Origin of the sequence: Mariprofundus ferrooxydans PV-1 (genome assembly GCF_000153765.1) — a bacterium.
Classification (GTDB): Bacteria; Pseudomonadota; Zetaproteobacteria; order Mariprofundales; family Mariprofundaceae; genus Mariprofundus; species Mariprofundus ferrooxydans.
Map to the genome: position 1 here is coordinate 620,836 of NZ_DS022294.1, position 20,210 is coordinate 641,045.

Consider the following 20,210-nt stretch of genomic DNA (forward strand, 5'->3'; position numbering starts at 1 on the left):
TTAGGCCTCTGCTCTTCCTCAAACAAACGGGAGTGACTTAATGTCACCTCCCCTTTCGCGTTAGGCCTCTGCTCTTCCTCAAACAAACGGGAGTGACTTAATGTCACCTCCCCTTTCGCGTTAGGCCTCTGCTCTTCCTCAAACAAACGGGAGTGACTTAATGTCACCTCCCCTTTCGCGTTAGGCCTCTGCTCTTCCTCAAACAAACGGGAGTGACTTAATGTCACGTCTCCCTTTCGCGTTAGGCCTCTGCTCTTCCTCAAACAAACCGTCGTGACTTAATGTCACCTCCCCTTTCGCGTTAGGCTTCTGCTCTTCCTCAAACAAACCGTCGTGACTTAATGCTACTCCCCCTTTCACGTTAGGTCTCCGTCTCTATCTATCTCATTCCTGCAGTCCTAAACATAACTGTTACCTGCCTGCGCTAATGTCCAAATGATTGTGACCTGAATCCAGCTTCATCGGCGTAGATCGCATGAAGAAAATGAACAGAAGGAGGGGGCAACCGCCCGGCTAACCTTGTTTATATTGAGGCTATTCTGTGTAGTGGCTATAATTATCAATCAGGGTTCACCCGTGGAGGTATAGATGCAAGGAGAGGCCGACAGGGTAGAGACTGGAGAATCCACACTCGACTCTCTGCATTTTTTCGAGGGCCTGGACCGGATAAACAGAGCCATCCAGGGAACTAGTGACCTGAATGAAATGATGCGCAATGTGCTCGAAGAGGTGCGTTCCATCTTCGATTGCGACCGCGCTTACCTCCTCTACCCATGCAATCCTGACTCAGATTCGTGGACAGTGCCGATGGAGTCTACCTCTCTGGAATATCCCGGTGCAGGCATCATGAATGTCGATACCCCCATGGACCCGGAAGTCGCGGAGAAAATGCGCCTTCTGCTGGCATGTGACGGAGCCTTAAAGTTCGGCCTCGGTCCTGAACACCCTCTTCCCTCCAATATTTCTCAACGATTCGGAATCAAATCCTTCATCGCAACCGCCCTGCATCCGAAAAGCGGTGACACATGGGAATTCGGCATTCATCAATGCTCCCACAGCCGTATCTGGACAGCCGGAGAGGAGCGACTGTTCTTGGAGATCGGCCGACGACTGACCGACGCTCTGACCAGTCTGCTGGTCAGGCATGAACTGCAAGAGAGCGAGGCCAAGTATCGCCGTTTTGTCGAGACCTCCAGTGAGGGAATCGTAGGCCTGAACAGCAATCACATAATTACGTTCATCAATGCACGGATGGTCGGAATGATTGGCTATAGCACTGATGAACTTATCGGACATCAACTCAGCGATTTCATATTTGAGGAAGATATCGCTGATCACGAGCGGCATATGACGCTGCGTCGCCAAGGGACTTCAGAGCAGTACGAACGCCGGTTACGCTGCAAAGATGGCAGCGAATTGTGGACACAGGTCTCGGCAAGCGTCATCAATGGTGATAGCGGAGAGTTTCAGGGCTCCTTTGCGATGCTCACCGATATCACCGAACGTAAACGCATAGAGCAGGATATTATCGCCCGCGAATGCGACTTCCGCACGCTGGTTGAGAACAGCTCTGATCCTATCCTGCGCTATGACCGCGACTGCCGGCGTACCTATGTCAATCCGGTGATTAATCAGATCAGCGGCAAGCCTATCGATTCACTGCTCGGCTACACACCTGAAGACACCCAGCTACTGAGTGACAGCGAAGCGAGAAACCTGACGACAGCCATCCGCCAGACGTTCGACAGTGATCAGGCATGCCATGTCGATTTCAATTTTATTGATCTGAATGACGAGATCCACGGCTACGATATGCTGTTAGTACCGGAACATGACGCCGATGGCCAGGTAATGACCGTGCTCGGTGTTGCCCACGACATTACCGAACGCAAACAGGCAGAGCGAAAAATTGCTGAATCCGAACAGAAGTTCCGCAGTCTGGCAGAAAGTTTGCCAGACAACATCATCCTCTATGATCGGCAAGGATTAGCCATATACATCAACCCATCTCTTGAAAAAATGCTAGGCGAAAATGCTGTAAAACTGATCGGAAAAAGCGTCCGTGAACGTCACCCAGACGGCAGTTATGAAGCCTACGCACAGGCCATTGACAATGCACTCACCAGCGGTGAGGACGATGAAATTGAATTTGTTGTCCCCAATCTGGGAACGGCGACGAATCCTGTTATTCATCAGATTCGCATTGTCGTCGAGCATGACGAACAGGGTGAAGTGACTGGTGTGCTTGCCATTGGCCGCGACATCAGCGAACAGAAAAAGGCCGAAAGAGAGTTAAATGAGAAGCAACGCCTGTTGCTGGAGGCACAACAGATTGCCCATGTTGGGAACTGGCACCACGATCTGGTAACCGACGAGATGTACTGGTCGGAGGAGTTTTTCAACATTCTCGGCATCCCTCCTCAAGAACCCTCTCTCGAATTGGGCCTCTCGTTTATCCATCCCGATGATAAGCAGAAGCTGTTCAACGATATTGAGCTACCTGTCAACAAGGATGGCGATTTTGAACAGGAGTTCCGCATCATCAGGCCGGATGGAGAGATTCGCTGGATTCATAGCCGCTGGGTACGCATCAACGGTGAGAATGGAAACGAGATCAAGCGTGTCGGTACGCATCAGGACATCACCGAACGCAAACAGGCGGAGCAGGAAATGGCGCTGCTTGAGACAGCTGTAAACCGATCCTCCGATGCCATCTATCTCATGGACGATCAGACCACACTCTTCCACTACGTCAACGATGCCGCCTGCCGTGCTCTGGGCTATAGCCGGGAGGAGCTTCAGACCATGAGCCCGCCTGATATCGATCCGGATATCACTGACCGTAAAAACAAGGAGCTGACAAAAGAGGTGGTAGAAGGTACCCCCATCGCCTTTGAGACCCACCATAAGACGAAAGATGGGCGAATATTCCCCGTCGAAATCCATGCCTCCTCCTTCGAATATGGCGACAAGACCTTCAGTCTCGCAGTAGCGCGCGACATCACCGAGCGCAAACAGGCCGAGGAGCAACTGCAGCAGGCCCAAAAAATGGAGGCACTCGGCACGCTTGTTGGCGGCATCGCTCACGACTTCAAACAATTCGGCTACATTAGCGCAAGCGCCTGCCGATAGATAGTAGGCTTGCCAATAAGGAGCTTATTATATGCAAAGAAAGCCTATTCCTATATCAGATTTTCCACGCCACAACAGTTGAAAGGTGACAGCTTACGCCGCCAACTTGAAGCAAGCCGTACCTATGCGGAAAAGCATGACCTAATTCTAGACGATAGCCTACGTGACATTGGAATGAGTGCGTATAAAGGAAAGAACGCTACTGAAGGGGCACTGAAGGACTTTATCAAACTGGTTGAAGATGGCCATGTCGACAAGGGTTCTATTTTGATTCTGGAGAGTTTGGATAGGTTATCCCGCCAGCAGGTTTTCACGGCCTTGGGGTTATTTTCCTCTCTCCTGTCAGCAGGTGTTGAAATCGTTACTTTGGCGGATGGACAGCATTACACTTCAGAAAGCATCAACGATGTGGGTCAACTTATGTTTAGTTTGATTTCTATGAGTCGCAGCCATGAAGAATCCGCCGTAAAATCCAAACGCATATCAGCGAGTTGGGAGAACAAGCGTAAACTAGCGGTGGAGTTCAAACGACCTATGACCAATCAATGTCCAAAATGGTTGCGTATATCAAAGGACAGAAGCTGTTTTAAAGTGATTGAAGCTCGTGCAAAGGTCATTAGATGTATCTTTGATCAGAGCATCGCAGGGACAGGACAACGGAAGATTGCAGCGGGATTGAATGAGCGTGGAGTTTCTACTTTTAATGGTGGTGATATGTGGCACTCGTCATACATTGCTAAGATCATCCGTAGTAAATCAGTTATAGGTGAATATCAGCCCAAGCAGAAAGGTGAGCCAATTGGTGAATCTATTCCTGGTTACTATCCGGCTATTGTAAGCGAGGGTATTTTTGATAAAGCACAGGCAGCCCGCGTCAGTAGAATAAATCCTTCATCAGCAGGTAGGAAGGGAGAAAAGTTTTCCAACTTATTTTCAGGTATGTGTAAATGTTTGGAGTGCCATTCGACCTTTCGTATGATCAAGAATGGTCGTTCTCATTTATTTCGCTGCAATAGTAACTATATGGGAAATGGTTGTAAGTGCGTCAAACGCTGGCGCCATCGTGATGTTGAAAATGCAGCATTGCTTGTAATAAGTGAGAAAATTGATTGGTTCAGTGCTTTAGGCGGCCATACAAGCAGCAAGCAAAAACTGGAATCTGAAGTAGCGATACTGAATGCAAAGCTATTGGATGTTGAAAAGCAGGTTAGTCGCTTTGCCGATCTTTTTAGCTTAGCTGAAGGTTCGATGATGACAGATGCTCGGAAAAGGTATGTGAAAGCCATGCAGAGCGCTGATGGGGTTCGCCATGATATTGAGGTAAAAGAGGCAGAGCTTCGCACCTTCACGCCAGTTCAGCATAACCTAGATAGGCTGAACCGTATTATCTTCGAACTTAGGTCAGAGACTGATGTGCACAAGCTGTATGAACTGCGTGCACAGATTAATGGGATGTTCCGTGATGTAGGGTTAAAGCTCTATTTCAATGAACATGGTGTATTTTATTACCTCAAGAAAACGAATCAAAAAGGTATTGTTTTGATTGATGAACATAAGGAAGTTCTTTCCATGGGGGCTGATCTTGAAATGCTCCAACGCTCTTTTTCTGGAATGAATGAATGTATTGAAGAGGTAAGAAATTTAGCCTGAAGTTCTTTGTGCACAAGGCGTGCACAAGAAATAGCTAAAGTGGGGATAAGTTCAGTCGATAGGCTGTAAAATACTATTGGAGGTGCTTATGCCAAAACCATCAACGAAATCATCAGGAATCAGAATGCCCACAGAGCTTTATAACTGGATAGATCAGTATGCTGCTAAAAAGAGAGTGTCTCGCAGTCAGTGCGTTTGCGACTTAGTTAAAAAAGCCAGAGGAAGTCTTTCCCGAAGAGTTGAAACTAAACAGCCATGGACGATCCATGCTGCCAAAGCAGGTGAATATGTTTCGGTTGGCATCATTCTGGTGGACATTCAATGTATGGCCGGTTTGCTGTAGCTAATATAAGTGTAGTTTCTCTATAAAAAGATAACTGGCATTTCAAGTGGAAGCTTACCCATTGCAAGAGTATTTAAGTTTAAATAGATAAGCTTGTCCTTAGAAATGGTAGTGAAAGCACATGATTTTGATGGAGTTGTTTTAGTTAGTCGACTTTTTTTTGTCATGTCAGATGCGTTGAAAACTAATGACAATAAAAAGTTGACTTTAGGCTCACAGGATTGAAGTGGTTTTTTTTATAATCTATCAGTCGATTTTTTGTTGTTATGACATATCATAAAAAAGTAGAATCCGCTTGTTCTTTCTACTTTTTTTTGCATATACAATAACAATCCAAAAAGTGACTCCTAGCTACGTTGTTTTACAGCTTAGAGTTCATACCGATGCGTGATTAGTATGAATCCTTAAATTGAGAATATGTTTTATTAAAAGAACGAGCCTTGATTATTGATATAAAGAACCAATTCCTAAAAGTCAAGTTAAAAATTTATGTAAATGATTGTAAAATAACGACATTTAGCTTGACAAAGCCGAAATATTTGATATATTAAATCACCACTTATGCATTTTTAACTTTGTGATAACTATGAATCTTTGAGGTGGTACTTCCCATGCAGATTAAAAACTAACCCTTTTTAGAATTACCTATGCCTACAATTTATTGATATTTTTTTACCGCTATTTCGCGGATGGATTGCTATTGCCCAATGGAGAGTTACTGATGCCTACAAAAGAAGAGTTAGACCAGATATTTGCATCACCTAAGAAGCGTGAAAGGAAATCAGAAGGTTTCGCAAAGCGAGGTTCATTTAAAAATTTAAACAGTACTGAGGATATTCACGAGCCTGCATATTCGATGTGTCTATTTGATAGGATGGAAGTACTGCAAAAGTTAAAAACAGTTGGACAGCAAAAAGATTCCCAAGAGATTCAAGCTTGTCTTAGAAAGATGCAAATAAATGGAGGACAATCGTTTCTTGCTCCCCTGCCAGCAGGTTATGAAGCATTGCTTGATAACTTGCTGAATATGTACCCTCATTTTCACAACGTTGTTAACTTTATTAAGCAGCGAATGCGGTTAAATGCGCTAAAAGAACACCCCGCCCTAGAGTTTGGAGCATCTATTCTTTTGGATGGTCCTGCAGGCTGTGGAAAGACTTCTTTTCTGATGAAATTGAGCAGAATCTTTGAAACGGAATTTGCTTCGATTTCATGTGCAGCAGCCACAAATAATTTTGATTTAACTGGCTTGTCAGCAGGCTGGGGAAATGGTCGTCCGGGTAAAATATATGATTTATTGATTAATTCTAGATGTCCTAATCCAGTGATACTTCTCGATGAAATTGATAAAACCAATAGCCAAGCTGAAAAACAGAATTTCACAGGAGCCTTATATGGACTACTAGAAAAAAATAACGCCAAATCATTCCAAGATGAGTTTATAGGAATAGCGATGGATGCGAGTAAGATTAATTGGTTTGCCACAAGTAATGATACTACCTGCTTAGATGAGCCTATTCGTGATCGGTTTGAGGTTATCTCGGTTAGTGCTCCAAGCGAACAGCATTTGGAACAAATTATTCCCCAGTTATTTCAATCTACTGTATTGGAAATTGGTCTTCAAAGTTCTTTTGCAATAGAGCTGAATGAGAGTGTGGTTAGAAAGGTGCTGTCATACCGCAATATTTCAATTCGTCGCATCCAGTCTGTTCTAAAATCTGGCTTAGCAAATGCGGCATGTCGTGTGAAAAGAGGAGAAAAAAAGGTGTCATTATTAGCATTAGATATTCCTGAATATCACTCGATTGAGACAAAACAAAAAATAGGATTTATTCACTGATGAAGATACATATCCTTTCTGACTTGCATCTTGAATGTGCTTCATTTGAGCCTGCTGTAACTTCTGCTGATCTGATAGTCCTAGCTGGAGACATTGGTGTTGGTGTGACTGGTATTAACTGGGCGAAAGAGTGTTTTCAAGTTCCTGTACTGTATGTACCAGGCAATCATGAGTTCCATGATCCATCGATGTTGATGGATGAGCATATAGCTTTGATGCAACAGGCATGTTCGGGATCAAATGTGATGCTTATGGATAACAAAACTACAGTAATCAATGGAGTACGGTTTATTGGGTCTACTCTATGGACTGACTTGCAAAAATTTAAATCGATACTGTTTTGTGATGCTGACAGAATTATATCGGAGTATGAGATCAACCAACATGCTGGAGGTTTGAAGCATTTTGATTGGGTGTATGCACAAACACTGTTTGAAAGAAACAAGCTGTGGCTTCAATCTGAATTGGCGCGATCATTTAATGGAAAAACAGTTGTGGCAACTCATCATGCACCTTCGAGGAAAAGCATAGCTCCTCAATATAAGGGGAATGATTGGAATCCATGCTTTGCATCTGATCTAGAGTCATTAATTCTTGATGTGGACTTGTGGATTCATGGCCATACGCACAGTAGCTTGGATTATGTATTAAATGGCGCTCGCGTGGTCTGTAATCCTCGGGGATACCCTAACCCTTTAGGTGGGTGGGAGAATGGATTTTTTACCCCGTCGATGGTGGTAGAGATATGAAAGCATTCAACTTTCATGCCCTGATGGCTGTTTCAGGGTCATGCTTCCTATATGGATAGTGATAGTGATTGACCTTGGATATGTCGATAGTCGAATGCTTCCAAACATGATGATTTCAACTGTGTGGGATTTGAGCCTTCAGAATGATGTGGTTGAACCGATAAATAATGAGTTAACAAGATATTGAGGGATTAGGGCATGAATAACAAAAAACTACTGATACTGGATATTGATGAAACATTAATCCATGGCTCCCAGCATCGTTTGGATACTGAACCTGATGCTATATCGGATTGGTGTTATCTTTATAAGCGGCCACATGTTGATTCGTTTATGAAGTTTTGCCGTGAGCATTATAAGGTAGCTATTTGGACTACTGCATCGCCTGAGCATGCCAAGTTGGCTTTGGGGGCGATATGCAGCCCTGACTATCCCTTTGAGTTCATATGGACGGGCAATCGTTGCACTCAAGTTGTTGACTCAATCGGCATGTGTGATTTTGGTGGTGGTTATCATTGGGTTAAAAACTTAAAGAAGGTTAAGCGCATTGGTTTCCGTCTGGAACAAACAATCATGGTTGATGATACGCCATCGATGCTTGAGAAGAACTACGGAAACCTGATCCAAATTGAAAAATTCTTAGGTGCTCAGGATGACCATGAACTTCAGCGGTTAATGCCATATTTGCTTCAATTAAAGGATGCGGACAATATTCGAAAAATTGAAAAGCGATGTTGGCGATAGAATTTCATATATATAGTACTGATGACTGTATTGAGGCATATGGTTCAGTTCGATATATTGAATGCCATGATACTAAAATAAAAGAGGTTGAAAATATGAATCCATGTTTGGAAGATGTATTATATGAATTATTTGAAAGATTGCCACATATTGATAATGATCAAAGAATGGATCTTTATACTGAGTTAGAAAATAGTGATCAAAATATTGATACTTTTTTGCGTATTACTGTTCGAATAAAAAAAGACCTTCAGGATTTTCAAAAGTCTCTTGATGCTGACAAGATAAGAGAGGCACTTGAAAATGATGAAGACTTAATTGATATTGAACTTGATAACACTGCAGGAGAGTTAATTGAAGCGATTGATAAAACCTATGAAATTCTTGGAGAGTCATGGAAAGATATTCCTGTTGATATTTTTGAGGAATGTATAAGTTTAGATTGATGTTTAAGTGTAAAAATATGAGTCGACTTTTTTTTGTCATGTCAGATACGTTGAAAGCTATGACAATAAAAAGTTGACTCCCTATACACCCTCTGAATATAGGCATATTGTGAGATCAAATTAATTAGTCGATTTTTTGTTGTTATGACATATCACAAAAAAGTAGAATTCGTTTGTCCTTTCTACTTTTTTTTGATATACAATAACAATCCAAAAGTTGACTCCTAAACGCCCCTGCTTATTAACTGACTGAACCTGTGGATGATAATGCGAGGGTAGACTTTGGCATATCGATATTTGGATGTTTCTGCTGTAGTAACTTCAAAGACTGGTGCGTACTACGTAAATTATCTGAAATTTGGGAGAGCCTGTTCTTCATTGTGTGAAGTTCATCCTTCCTTTGTTGACTCTTTGTTTGTTCAAACTCAAGCATAGAGGCTGCTTTATCAATTAATTTTGGATGGGCATATGCCGTGTCTAGCAGTTTATTATATTGATGTTGGGTTTCTCTGAGTGCACGGTCGGCTTGCTTCATATACTGAGTTTCAGTACTCCTGAATCCATGATTCCACCAGCAGGATAATTTTGCCCTGATATTTGACAATTTTATCGGAGCATTCTTGATTAGAATGTAGGCATCATAGCGTTTTTTTGCTTTTGCATGTTCTATGCTCGCGTGGTTCATGGCAAGGTGATAAACGCTGCCTGACTTGGTGTTGGAAAGGTATGCTTGAATAGCTTGCTGCAATGTTTGAATCATAGGTTTGGCAGAATTCAATTGATTAAGTTCTTTGCGAATAATCTGTTTGTCACCAATCAATTTTTCATAATGATGAAGCAATGTATCACGTTGAACCTTTGCCATATCAGATAGAAGATATTGGTTTTTCTGAATAACTTTTTCCCATCGCTGGTAGCGTTCATTCTTGATGATATCTGGTTTAATATCTTCCTTGGACTCATCAGCCTGTTTTTTTGTTCTTCTGTGTAGGTTCCAGGATTCTGCGCCGACCTTAGGCTGTGGAATCAGATCAATACCTTGATCTGCATAACTTCTACAATCAATGCGTGCAGGTACATCAAAATCAGCCAAGGTCTGGTTACACAGAACTTCCCATAATTGACGAATTTCCAGTAGCTTATCACTGGATTTAGCAGGTTGTATTCCACGACCTCGTGTTTTTGCCTGCCATGAACGATCTTTGCGGCACCCTCCACTTTCTGGTCTCTTGTTATTTACGCGTTTGAAATAATGTTTTTGATCGCGCTCATGACCATCATCAATACGCTCAGAGAATTGAAGGTGCACATGAGGATTCATAGCACCATCACTGGCTTTCGTATTGTGAATGGCAAAGCTGAATGCATGGTTATTTCCGCATGCTTCTTCAGCAAGCTGTTTTGCCAAATCTATTTGCTGAGCAAGCGGCAGCTCCCTTGGCAATGACACTTCCAATTCTCGATAGACAGTGCCATTGGCACGCTCAAATTCATCCGATGCCTGCCAGAACAAGACTGGCTTGTCGGCAGCCCATTTGGGCATGTTTCCATGCTCAATATGAACTACGCCTCGCTTATGTGCATACTTTTCAATTGCACAAATATAAGTGAAGTGACGGGCAGCATTACCCTTCTCTCCGATCTTCAATGTTAAATGATACGTTGCCATCAGGGCGCACCTATTCCTTATAAAATTGAAATAGGTAACGTAAAAAACAGAACTCAAATAAATTAAATATGCATGGGATTTTAAGGGCTTGCCCTTAACGCGCCGTTTCTCGCTAGAGAAACGCCTAAGCGCGCTCTTTAGGCCAGAGGGGCCTGTTGCGTAAATCTATTTATCGGGAGATAATTAGAAAACTTGAGAAATTAAAATTCTCTTGCCCCCCCCCTGCAAGTTTCATACCATATCGGGTGAGGAGATAGGAGGGCTATGTTGAAAAAACGGACACTAGAATTTCCCGTAGCCGTAGCCGTAGCCGTAGCCGTAGCCGTAGCCGTAGCCCTTTCTCAACTTAAAAGCCATCTGAACGAAGAAGCAATAACCAACCTTACCACTGTCAACAATAGTATTCAAATCTCATTACATCGGCAAATTCGAGAAATATCCCTATCATCCCAACAAATCCTGAAGAATGAGTTGGTATATCAAAATATATACAAGTTGCTTCAGAAACCAGACATATCCAAAGGTGAACGATTCAATTTAAGAGAATTACTTGCTAAACATATATTCCCTCAAGGGTATAAAGGATTTTATTTGATTGGCAAGAACCACAAGATTCTTATTTCGATGAAGGAGCATGATACTCACAAACCCCCACCTTCTGTCGTGTTGAACGCAATTGAACGATTAAACCAAGGAGAGCCTTTTATTGTAACACATGCTTTTGTGTTTGATGGAAAAACCTCAATGTGGGGAATCGCAAGCGTAATGAACGATACGGGAAAAGTGTTCGGTTATTTTGCGCTTTCTCTAGGTGCTGATTTTCGTTTCTCATCAACAACTTTAACATCAGGTATCAGTTACGAAACAGGAGAAACCTATCTTGTCGATGAGAATGGCCTGATGCTTTCAGAGTCACGATTCAAGGAACATCTGGTGATGACTGGGTTGCTCGCTGAAGGTGAGCCGAGCACAAAACATCTGAGAGTAGCCGACCCAGGTGTTAACCTGCTTGAAGCAAATAATGAAGTGGAGTTACCAAAAGATAAGTGGCCATTAACATTCGGGGTTCAACAAGCCCTGACAACCCACCGCATGGGGTGGAGCACCACTGGTTATAGAGACTATCGCGGCGTACCCGTAATTGGTGTGTGGCGCTGGGATGTTCCATTACAGGCGGCAATTATTACTGAAATCGATGAGGATGAAGCGCTAGATAAGTATGTATATGTGCGCAATGTCATGCTGGCTTTGTTGTTGGTTGTCGTAATAGGAAGCGTAGTTGCTGTGATGGCGTATAGTCGCCTGCGAGTCCGCTCTGAACGGGAAGCCAACTATCACCGGAATTTATTGCTTGAATCCACAGCAGGAGCGATTTACGGCATCGATATGGAGGGACGCTGTACATTTGTTAACCGGGAGTTTCTTAGCTTGCTTGGATATGAGGAGCAGGAAGTTCTTGGCCAAACAATCCACAGCCTGATTCACCACTCTTACCCTGATGGTCGTCCCTATCCAGTAGAAGAGTGCAATATTTATAAGGCGCATCAAAACCAAAGCAGAATCCACAGAGACGATGAATCTTTCTGGACGAAAGACGGTGAAGAAATCAAGGTGGAATACTGGGCCCAACCATTGCTCGAAGATGGTAAGGCTGTAGGAAGTGTTGTTACTTTTGTCGATATCACTGAGAAAAGAATGCTTGAGTGTGAGAAGGAGCAATTAGAAAAACAGGTTCATCACTCACAGCGACTTGAAAGCCTAGGAATCCTAGCCGGTGGAATTGCACATGATTTCAATAACATTCTCGCAGCAATTCTTGGAAATGCGTCTTTGATATCATCATATGTTATGAAAGACCCTCTTCGCGCAAAAGAGAGGGCTGATAGAATTGTTCAATCTGCAGAAACAGCCGGTGTACTATGCAAACAAATGTTGGCTTATTCAGGCAAGGGGCAATTTATATTGAAATCAATTTCACTGTCCCCTCTGGTGGAGGAAATGACTCACCTGCTGGAAGTGTCTATTGATAAGTCAGTTGTTATTAAATATTACTTGGCTGACAGGCTGCCCAAGGTCATGGTTGATGAGGCACAAATACAGCAAGTTGTAATGAACCTCGTAACCAATGCCAATGAGGCAATTGAAGGTAAAAGCGGCGTTATTTCAATCACAACTGGAGTTATGTATGCTGATGAGCAATATCTTTCAGATTGCCATGCTGGAGAGCACACATCAGCAGGAAGATTTGTCTATGTTGAAGTAAGTGATAACGGCTGCGGCATGGATAAGGAAACAGTGCAAAAAATCTTCGACCCCTTCTTTACAACAAAAGTGACTGGCCGGGGACTTGGAATGAGCGCGACTTTGGGAATCGTGCGCGGCCACCATGGGGCTTTAAAAGTGTACTCCGAGAAGGGGCGAGGCACGACCTTTAAGTTATTGCTGCCAATTAGCAAAGAAGAGCACATTCATACCGACACAGCCACCAAGCAAAGCAATATTTTACCTCCAAGGTTTTTGGAAAAAGCTGTGTTAGTCGTTGATGATGAAGAAACAGTTCGTGAAATGGCCTGCATGATGCTGGAAGAACTAGGATTTAAAACCATCCCTGCATCTGATGGTGAGGAGGCGCTATCCTTGTATCGACGCCATCAAGGTGACATATGCCTTGTCTTAACAGACTTAACCATGCCTCACATGGATGGTAGGGACTTATTTATTCGACTGAAGCAACTAAATTCGGATTGTCACATTATTCTAAGCAGTGGCTATAACTCTCAGGAAGCGATTCAGCAGTTTTCGGGTAAGGGGCTGGCAGGATTTATCCAAAAGCCTTATACAGAGGACACTCTAAGGCAGGAAATCATTAAGGTGCTTGGAGAAGAAAGTGATAATGCCTAAGTCTATATACCTCACGCTCATAGCTATTTGTTTTTCCTGTATGTTATTGCAGCAGGCTCAGGCAGAAGTCATCACAATAGCTGGTTCATCAACCATTCAGAAATTCATCAAGCTGGCTGCGAATGTTTACTCATCTCGCCACCCAGATATCCAATTCATTATTGGCAGTGGCGGTTCTACTGCGGGTTTCGCAAAAGTAATCGATGGGCGTATTCAAATAGGAATGATGAGTCGGGAATTAACTGACGATGAAAAAAAGAAACTTGGTTCAATCCAGCATCTTGTGGTGGGTTTGGACGCAGTCGTTCCGGTTGTTTCACGGGAAGTATTTCAAGCAGGAATCAAACTAGTCGATTTACCTACGCTTGCTCGGATATATCAAGGGAAGATAGTAAGCTGGAACCAATTAGGGGGGGCAAATCGAAAAATTTTAGTTGCTGACAAAGAGGTGCACAGGGGAACTCGCTTTGTCTTTGCCATGGCCGTGTTTGGCGACCCGAAAGCACGAGCAACTAAGAGAGCAATTATTCTTGGCGATAATCAGGAAGTGCTCAATTTGGTGTCATCGAGCGACCAGGCAATCGGTTATGTCAGCTTCGCTTATGCCAGCGGAGATGTGAAGGCTCTTTCCTTGAAAGTTGACGATAAAGTCATTTCTCCTACACTCAGTAACATCAGGAATGGTTCTTTTCCTATGGCACGGAAACTTTATCTATTAGTTCCCAAGAATGTCCCCGGTTACGTTGCTGATTTCGTCCGGTTTGTTCAATCTGAAGAAGCCATGGCTCTTGTGAAGAAGGCGGGTTACATCCCTGTAAATTGATACTTCCCCTTTGTGAAGTCGAATCTCTAAGAGATTGACCAATGTAGCCTAACATGAACAACAAGCTGGCAGCCATCACCGGCAACCTCTATCTGGCCCGGAGCGGTATCGACTCTCGCTCCGAGACAGCAGCACGCCTGCAATCGGTGGAGACATTGAGCTTCGAAGCAGCCAGCATGGTACAGCAACTGCTTACCTTCGCTCGCAAAGGCAAGGTCGAGCAGAAGCCTCTGGCACTAGTCCCTTTCATCAAGGAGACGGCCAAACTCGACAGCGTCGCCATTCCGGAAAACATACAATTTTCCATGAGCTACTGCGAAAATTCCCTGCTGATAACAGGCGATATAACCCAGCTGCAACAGCTCTTCCTTAACCTGCTGACCAATGCGCGCGATGCACTGGAGGGAGTGGATCAGGCCCGCATCGACCTGTCGCTGCAATACTACGAACCCGACAGCGACTTTATCGAACGCCATCCGGAAGCAGAAAATAAGGATGCCTTTGCCTGTATGCGACTATCCGATAACGGCCATGGCATCGCGCCTGAGCACATGGAACAGGTGTTTAATCCGTTTTTTACCACCAAGGAGGTGGGAAAAGGCACGGGGCTGGGACTTGCAATGGCATACGGCATAGTGACATCACATCACGGGGTCATTGAGGTTGAGAGTACACCCGAACAGGGTAGCTGCTTCTCAATTTACCTGCCTCTTCAAAGCAATGCAAATACAGTGCTACCGATAGAACAACAGCAGGAGGTCATCAACGGAGATGGCGAAACTATTCTGCTTGCCGATGATGATGAGAATGTACTGCAGACCTTCGCTAAGGTACTGACATCGATTAATTACCGTGTGCTGACCGCTCGTGATGGCCGCGCAGCGCTCGAAAGCTACAGGCAACACAGGGGTGAAATAGATCTGGTCATACTTGATATCATTATGCCCAAATTAACAGGCCCGGATGTGGCCCGGCAGATCAGGGAGATAGCTCCTGGTGCAAAACTGCTTTTTGCGACCGGTTACGATAAAGAGTCGGATCATCATGGCATGACAGGCAATATCGAGGTTCTGGATAAACCATATGATCTGGCAAAGGTCAGCAAAAGCATTCGGCGCATACTGGAGCGGGAATCGACCCGAAAGGCCGATCGCCGCTAACGCTGCTGCCAGCACGATGACAAACCGGTAATTTCCGACCAGAATCGGATAACAGGAGCAGATTGATGAGCCATACGATTTTGGGACCAGACAGGCGGCCCCGCTGTAGCTGGTGCAATGCTGCACCGGAGTTTTTCGACTATCACGATCGTGAGTGGGGCTTCCCGGTCGCAGATGACCGGCGACTCTTCGAAAAGCTCTGCCTGGAGTCGTTCCAGTCCGGCTTGAGCTGGCGCACAATACTTGCCAAGCGCGAGCATTTCCGCGCCGCCTTCTGCGGCTTCGATTTCGAGCAGGTTGCACGCTTTACTGAAAGCGACGTGGCGCGCCTACTGGGCGATGCCGGCATCGTCCGCCATCGCGGCAAGATCGAGGCGACGATCAACAATGCGCAGAGGGCTTGTGAAATGGTTGAACGGGAAGGCTCCATCGCCTCCTTCGTCTGGCGCTATGAAGCAAGACACCCGGCAGAGCCGCAAACTGCCTCGACCTCGCCGGAATCGGTCGCCATGTCCAAAGAGCTGAAAAAACGCGGCTGGAAGTTCGTCGGCCCGACCACCGCCTTCGCCTTCATGCAGGCCATGGGGTTGGTCAATGATCATGTCGAAGGCTGCGTAATCAGAGATGAAGTGGGGCGCGCCCGCAAGGCGTTCAAACGCCCCTGCTGATCGCAAACAACTAGCGGCTAGTGATTCAGGTTAGCTGGGGCATGGACATCCTGCCGCGGTAGTGAAACACTCGCCAGCTTACGGAAACCCAGAGGATGGAGGGGGCAAGTGTCCGAAGATAATTCCGGCAGGAATAAACAAGAGCAATCATCTAAACAGGCGGATGGCGATCAGGCAGCTTACCTCGACTCGCTCATTGCCCAGTTTAAGGATGACGTCGATGAGGATTTTGCAAACGATGCGGATGGGCCACAGCCATCAGCCGGCAGCGAGCCCGAACTGATCGAACCTCCCATATCCGAGCCGGATGAATCACCATCGCAGGCCACATTGCCTGCAGTGACCGAAAAAACCGACACAACAACAGACCCCACCATCGTTCTGCTGGCTGGCTTTATTCTCGCAATCGTGCTCAGCATGGTTCTCTGGCTGGCTCTCAATGGTGACGATGATGACAAGCATGCCGCCACCGATATCGGGCAACCAGTTTCACAGACAGCACCCGCACAAACTACAGTGCAACCGGTTACGCCTGCCGTCATGGATCAGCAAACGGCACCGGAAAACGACACAACGCAACCCGTCGAGGCGGATCAGGTTGATGAGCATGCAGTCGCACCGGAGCAGAGCGCGGAACCTGCTGCTACTTCTGATCAGGTCGAGGAACCTGCTACCGCACCGGAGCAGAGCGAAGAGCCTGCTGCTACTTCTGATCAGGTCGAGGAACCTGCTACCGCACCGGAGCAGAGCGCGGAACCTGCTACTACTTCGGATCAGGTCGAGGAACCTGCAGCCACTCCGGATCATAGCGAGAAACCTGCAACTGCGCCGGAACAGAACGAAGAGCCTGCTACCGCACCGGATCAGGTCGAAGAGCCTGCTGCCGCGCCGGAGCAGAATGAGCCGTCAGCACCCACGATAGAGCAGAAACAATCACACACCCCGACGCAGGCAGCGTCGCCCCCTTCCACCATGCTGCACCTGTATATCGACCCGGTCTCGCGCAAGGTAATTGCGCCCAAGCCGGCCCATACCCGCATCTCCTGGGCTGTCAATTTAACATCGATTTCCAATCTCGCTATTGCCGAAAAAATAGAGCGAAGCCTCGATAACAGAGGCATTAAAACCGAACTGGTCTGGGTCACGATTGGCAACAAGTCGTTTTATCGCATACGCATCCCCGGCTTCGCCAGCAAACGGGCAGCCATACAGGCACTCCGGACATATAAAAAAGAGCGGGAGTTCAGTGATGCCTGGATAGAGAACTACCACCCGCTACCCCGCACATCGGAGTAAGCCCGCAGTGTGCGACAACACTTATGCCTTCGCGATCCATGGGCTGATCAACAACGTACAAGGTGTCGTATCGCGGATATATTGAGCGAATCAATACGGAAAAGAGAGAAACTTATCAGCTAGCCCTGCTGATATTCTGTAAGCGCTGTCCGAATATCTGTTGATGGCACATCCCTATGCAAAAAGGTGCGCAGCTTGGCATCTGAGAGAAGCAGCTCCTCGTTCCATAGGTAACGCATCTCAATCAGGCCACTACAAAGGGTCGAGAATGGCGATGCGAGCCTGATCGCCCACCATGGGAAGGGTTTGATGCGTACCCTCTTTCCATATACATCTTCCATCGCTTCCGCTATATCACGAATGCTTAGGCGCATTCCCTGAAAGTGGAACAGATTGAACGCCTCCAGTTCATCGACTCGTTGCAGTAGCCTGATGACCACTCTGGCAGCATCCGGGACGTAAGCCCAAGTTCGGCGCAATGTTTCAGCGCAGGGAGACGCGAGGGTGATTCCCCTTCTACCCTCCCTGATCAAGACAGGCAGCCATGAAGTTCCTGAATCTTTAGCGATGAAGTCACCCATTCGCAGAATAATGACCTTTGCTCCGTGCAGGGCTGCAGTTTGAAGGCGTTGTTCCATCGCCCTGCGTATCTCCCCCTTCTCCGTGCGCGGCCGCTGCACGGCCTGCTCGTCGAACTCCGGTCCGTCAGCCGGGTCCAGGGCATAGACATTGCCGGGAAAAACAATAGTGAGGCATTTTCTTTCGGCCATATCGGCAACCGGCTCAAGGCATGCTATCGCTTTTTCGCTCCAGTCGTAGTTGGGCGGATTCACCCCGTAGATAATAGTATCGACCTCTTCGCATGCATGAGCCAACGTTGATCTATCCAGCACATCACCCTGTATAACATGTACCCCTTCAAGGGCCGCGGGTAGTCTGGAAGGGTGACGCATCAGGGCTGAAACCTGAACACCGGCTGCTTTCAGGGCGATTCCCACCTCTCTGCCGAAGGTGCCGTTGATGCCGATAATCAGTACATGATCCATGTTACGCTCCTTGTCCGATCCGGACATCGCCACTATGGTTATCCGTATTATGATATGGAATAGATATATATTGATGGTGGCCATACATATATGAATAGCATTCCCTGGGAGCTGATCCGTTCCTTTCTTGCTGTTGCCGATGCGGGAAGCCTGTCGGCAGCGGCAAGATCGCTCGAGCTTTCGCAGCCGACGCTGAGCCGCAATATCCAGACGCTGGAGAGTCATACCCGTCTAAATCTGTTCAAACGCACATCGCAAGGCCTGAACCTCACCGAGGAGGGCACGGCGCTGGTTGAAGCGGCACAACAAATGAACAACTCTGCCGAAACCTTTGCACGCCAGGTTTCCGGACTCTCCACCGAATTGAACGGAGAAATTCGTATCAGCGCCAACGAGATTGTCGGCATCTATCTGCTGCCTGCCGTTATCGCCGCATTCCGCAAGCAGCACCCGGCCGTACATATTGAGATCGTGATCAGCAATCGCGCCAGTAACCTGAACAAGCGCGAGGCTGATATTGCACTGCGAATGTTTCACCCCAAGCAACCCGACCTGGTCGCCCGACGACTGCCGGATATGCCGCTCGGCTTTTATGCCCATAAAAGCTATCTCGATCAACACGGCACACCTGAAAGTTTCAATGAACTCAGGGAACACGCGCTTATCGGCTTTGACCAGAATCGTGATTTTATTGATGGTGCCCGCGCCATGGGATTTACCTTCTCTAACAATGATTTTGAGTTACGAACAGACAGCCTGATGCTGCAAATCCAGTTGGCATTGCAGGGCTGCGGAATCGTTGGCACTCATGTAGGAGTTGCCAGACAGTGGCCGGAAATGAAACGGATCCTTGAATGGGCCCCCATACCACCACTGGAATTCTGGGTTGTCTGCCACGCCGACACGCAGTACAACGCCCGCATTCGCGCCTTCAAAAGGCATCTGATTGCATGGTTCGCAGACGATCCCTATCGCGGGCTGAATTTCTCCTGAACCGGCAATCCAGTTCAGCGAGGTGGAGGCGCGGTCCGACAAATGAGGCCTGATACATATTACTGTCAGAAATGGACCCAAGAATGCATGATACATGCACACATGGATGCCCCCCGCAAGCACCGGGCCCATTCGAACTGCCGGAGGAGTAAGGCATGGCTACATCACAAAACACCATTGATTTTCTGCTCGATCAGCTGGCCGAATTGCATTCCGCCTCAGCAAAAAAAGATGTTCGGCGAGTATTGCCTCTATCTGGACGGGAAGCCCGTGGGGCTGGTCTGCGATGACCTGCTGTTTCTCAAGCCTACCAAAGGTGGGCGAGCACTACTCTCAGATATCGTAGAAGCTTCGCCCTATCCGAAGGCACGCCCACATCTGCAAATCGATCCCGATGCGTGGGAAGATAGCGATTGGTTGTGTGAACTGATTGTGGCAACAGCGAAAGGGCTGCCGATACCAAAGCCGAAGAAAGCAAAGCAGCCACCCACGGCCTGATCCGAAAGGCATGCGAGGCCCGTCGCAAGATCTTGATCCACTACCGCGATATAAAAGAGCAGCAGACCACGCGCACCCTATGGCCACTCGGCATGGTCGGCTGAAGCGATCACTGGACACTGTGAGCCTGGTGCGGGCTGCGCGATGAATACCGCAACTTCCGCTTTGATCGCATCCGGAACATCGAGCTATTGTATGAGCATCACCCTCCGCATCCCGGATGCAATCTGGAGTACTATCTGACCGAGTGAT

General features: G+C 46.5%; 17 protein-coding genes and 1 pseudogene. 15 read left to right on the plus strand and 3 right to left on the minus strand.

What is annotated here, in order from left to right; genetic code table 11:
- A partial coding sequence (locus tag SPV1_RS14605; RefSeq protein ID WP_231288255.1) for a hypothetical protein occupies positions 1–227 on the minus strand: 227 nt, incomplete at its 3' end.
- A gap of 361 nt (positions 228–588) precedes the next feature.
- On the opposite strand from SPV1_RS14605, the gene SPV1_RS02860 reads away from it, so the two are divergent.
- From SPV1_RS02860 to SPV1_RS02885, 7 genes are all read left to right on the plus strand, one after another.
- A complete protein-coding gene (locus SPV1_RS02860) occupies positions 589–3,132 on the plus strand; it encodes a PAS domain S-box protein (RefSeq protein ID WP_018293984.1) in 2,544 nt (847 codons plus the stop codon).
- Between the two features lie 9 nt (positions 3,133–3,141).
- Positions 3,142–4,782, plus strand: coding sequence for a recombinase family protein (locus SPV1_RS02865; protein ID WP_269146629.1), 1,641 nt, complete (start codon positions 3,142–3,144; stop codon positions 4,780–4,782).
- A gap of 88 nt (positions 4,783–4,870) precedes the next feature.
- Entirely contained in the window at positions 4,871–5,125 is a 255-nt protein-coding gene (locus tag SPV1_RS14090) for a hypothetical protein (RefSeq protein WP_231288256.1), read from the plus strand.
- A gap of 721 nt (positions 5,126–5,846) precedes the next feature.
- Positions 5,847–6,965, plus strand: a complete 1,119-nt coding sequence (locus tag SPV1_RS02870; protein ID WP_018293981.1) for an AAA family ATPase — start codon at positions 5,847–5,849, stop codon at positions 6,963–6,965.
- On the plus strand, positions 6,965–7,714 hold the full coding sequence (locus tag SPV1_RS02875) for a metallophosphoesterase (RefSeq protein WP_009849597.1): 750 nt from the start codon (positions 6,965–6,967) through the stop codon (positions 7,712–7,714). The genes SPV1_RS02870 and SPV1_RS02875 overlap by 1 nt, the downstream gene beginning before the upstream one ends.
- Before the next feature lie 198 nt (positions 7,715–7,912).
- Positions 7,913–8,458, plus strand: a complete 546-nt coding sequence (locus SPV1_RS02880; protein WP_009849598.1) for an HAD family hydrolase — start codon at positions 7,913–7,915, stop codon at positions 8,456–8,458.
- Positions 8,446–8,904, plus strand: coding sequence for a hypothetical protein (locus tag SPV1_RS02885; protein ID WP_009849599.1), 459 nt, complete (start codon positions 8,446–8,448; stop codon positions 8,902–8,904). The genes SPV1_RS02880 and SPV1_RS02885 overlap by 13 nt, the downstream gene beginning before the upstream one ends.
- Before the next feature lie 241 nt (positions 8,905–9,145).
- On the opposite strand, the gene SPV1_RS02890 is transcribed toward SPV1_RS02885, so the two are convergent.
- A complete protein-coding gene (locus SPV1_RS02890; RefSeq protein WP_009849600.1) occupies positions 9,146–10,573 on the minus strand; it encodes a MobA/MobL family protein in 1,428 nt (475 codons plus the stop codon).
- Between the two features lie 264 nt (positions 10,574–10,837).
- Here SPV1_RS02890 and SPV1_RS02895 point away from each other — a divergent pair, with 264 nt between their 5' ends.
- The 5 genes from SPV1_RS02895 (at position 10,838) to SPV1_RS02915 (ending at position 17,421) form a co-directional block, all read left to right on the plus strand.
- Positions 10,838–13,474 carry a hybrid sensor histidine kinase/response regulator gene (locus tag SPV1_RS02895; RefSeq protein WP_009849601.1) on the plus strand — a complete coding sequence of 879 codons (2,637 nt, stop codon included), beginning with the start codon at positions 10,838–10,840 and terminating at the stop codon, positions 13,472–13,474.
- A gap of 40 nt (positions 13,475–13,514) precedes the next feature.
- Complete coding sequence (locus SPV1_RS02900) at positions 13,515–14,297, plus strand: phosphate ABC transporter substrate-binding protein (RefSeq protein WP_231288257.1); 783 nt, start codon at positions 13,515–13,517, stop codon at positions 14,295–14,297.
- A 53-nt stretch (positions 14,298–14,350) separates the two neighbouring features.
- Positions 14,351–15,457, plus strand: coding sequence for an ATP-binding protein (locus tag SPV1_RS02905; protein WP_009849603.1), 1,107 nt, complete (start codon positions 14,351–14,353; stop codon positions 15,455–15,457).
- Between the two features lie 65 nt (positions 15,458–15,522).
- A complete protein-coding gene (locus SPV1_RS02910) occupies positions 15,523–16,125 on the plus strand; it encodes a DNA-3-methyladenine glycosylase I (protein ID WP_009849604.1) in 603 nt (200 codons plus the stop codon).
- 108 nt (positions 16,126–16,233) lie between these two features.
- Entirely contained in the window at positions 16,234–17,421 is a 1,188-nt protein-coding gene (locus SPV1_RS02915; RefSeq protein WP_009849605.1) for an SPOR domain-containing protein, read from the plus strand.
- 119 nt (positions 17,422–17,540) lie between these two features.
- Here the strand turns inward: SPV1_RS02915 and SPV1_RS02920 are convergent, their stop codons facing one another.
- Positions 17,541–18,467, minus strand: a complete 927-nt coding sequence (locus tag SPV1_RS02920; RefSeq protein WP_231288258.1) for an NAD-dependent epimerase/dehydratase family protein — start codon at positions 18,465–18,467, stop codon at positions 17,541–17,543.
- 90 nt (positions 18,468–18,557) lie between these two features.
- Between SPV1_RS02920 and SPV1_RS02925 the strand changes: the two genes are divergently transcribed.
- The 3 genes and pseudogenes from SPV1_RS02925 (at position 18,558) to SPV1_RS14825 (ending at position 20,209) form a co-directional block, all read left to right on the plus strand.
- The gene (locus SPV1_RS02925; protein ID WP_009849607.1) at positions 18,558–19,460 is read left to right on the plus strand and encodes a LysR family transcriptional regulator; all 903 of its coding nucleotides are present in this window, start codon (positions 18,558–18,560) and stop codon (positions 19,458–19,460) included.
- Between the two features lie 231 nt (positions 19,461–19,691).
- Positions 19,692–19,958 carry a TfoX/Sxy family protein gene (locus SPV1_RS02930; RefSeq protein WP_196795092.1) on the plus strand — a complete coding sequence of 89 codons (267 nt, stop codon included), beginning with the start codon at positions 19,692–19,694 and terminating at the stop codon, positions 19,956–19,958.
- A gap of 32 nt (positions 19,959–19,990) precedes the next feature.
- A pseudogene (locus tag SPV1_RS14825) lies at positions 19,991–20,209 on the plus strand (helix-turn-helix transcriptional regulator).
- Position 20,210 lies beyond the last annotated feature (1 nt).

Bases quoted from the DNA above. Each gene is read 5' to 3' on its own strand.
- SPV1_RS02860 (WP_018293984.1), top strand. From the start codon at position 589: ATGCAAGGAGAGGCCGACAGGGTAGAGACTGGAGAATCCACACTCGAC.
- SPV1_RS14090 (WP_231288256.1), top strand. From the start codon at position 4,871: ATGCCAAAACCATCAACGAAATCATCAGGAATCAGAATGCCCACAGAG.
- SPV1_RS02870 (WP_018293981.1), top strand. From the start codon at position 5,847: ATGCCTACAAAAGAAGAGTTAGACCAGATATTTGCATCACCTAAGAAG.
- SPV1_RS02875 (WP_009849597.1), top strand. From the start codon at position 6,965: ATGAAGATACATATCCTTTCTGACTTGCATCTTGAATGTGCTTCATTT.
- SPV1_RS02880 (WP_009849598.1), top strand. From the start codon at position 7,913: ATGAATAACAAAAAACTACTGATACTGGATATTGATGAAACATTAATC.
- SPV1_RS02885 (WP_009849599.1), top strand. From the start codon at position 8,446: ATGTTGGCGATAGAATTTCATATATATAGTACTGATGACTGTATTGAG.
- SPV1_RS02890 (WP_009849600.1), bottom strand. From the start codon at position 10,573: ATGGCAACGTATCATTTAACATTGAAGATCGGAGAGAAGGGTAATGCT.
- SPV1_RS02895 (WP_009849601.1), top strand. From the start codon at position 10,838: ATGTTGAAAAAACGGACACTAGAATTTCCCGTAGCCGTAGCCGTAGCC.
- SPV1_RS02900 (WP_231288257.1), top strand. From the start codon at position 13,515: ATGTTATTGCAGCAGGCTCAGGCAGAAGTCATCACAATAGCTGGTTCA.
- SPV1_RS02905 (WP_009849603.1), top strand. From the start codon at position 14,351: ATGAACAACAAGCTGGCAGCCATCACCGGCAACCTCTATCTGGCCCGG.
- SPV1_RS02910 (WP_009849604.1), top strand. From the start codon at position 15,523: ATGAGCCATACGATTTTGGGACCAGACAGGCGGCCCCGCTGTAGCTGG.
- SPV1_RS02920 (WP_231288258.1), bottom strand. From the start codon at position 18,467: ATGGATCATGTACTGATTATCGGCATCAACGGCACCTTCGGCAGAGAG.
- SPV1_RS02925 (WP_009849607.1), top strand. From the start codon at position 18,558: ATGAATAGCATTCCCTGGGAGCTGATCCGTTCCTTTCTTGCTGTTGCC.
- SPV1_RS02930 (WP_196795092.1), top strand. From the start codon at position 19,692: ATGTTCGGCGAGTATTGCCTCTATCTGGACGGGAAGCCCGTGGGGCTG.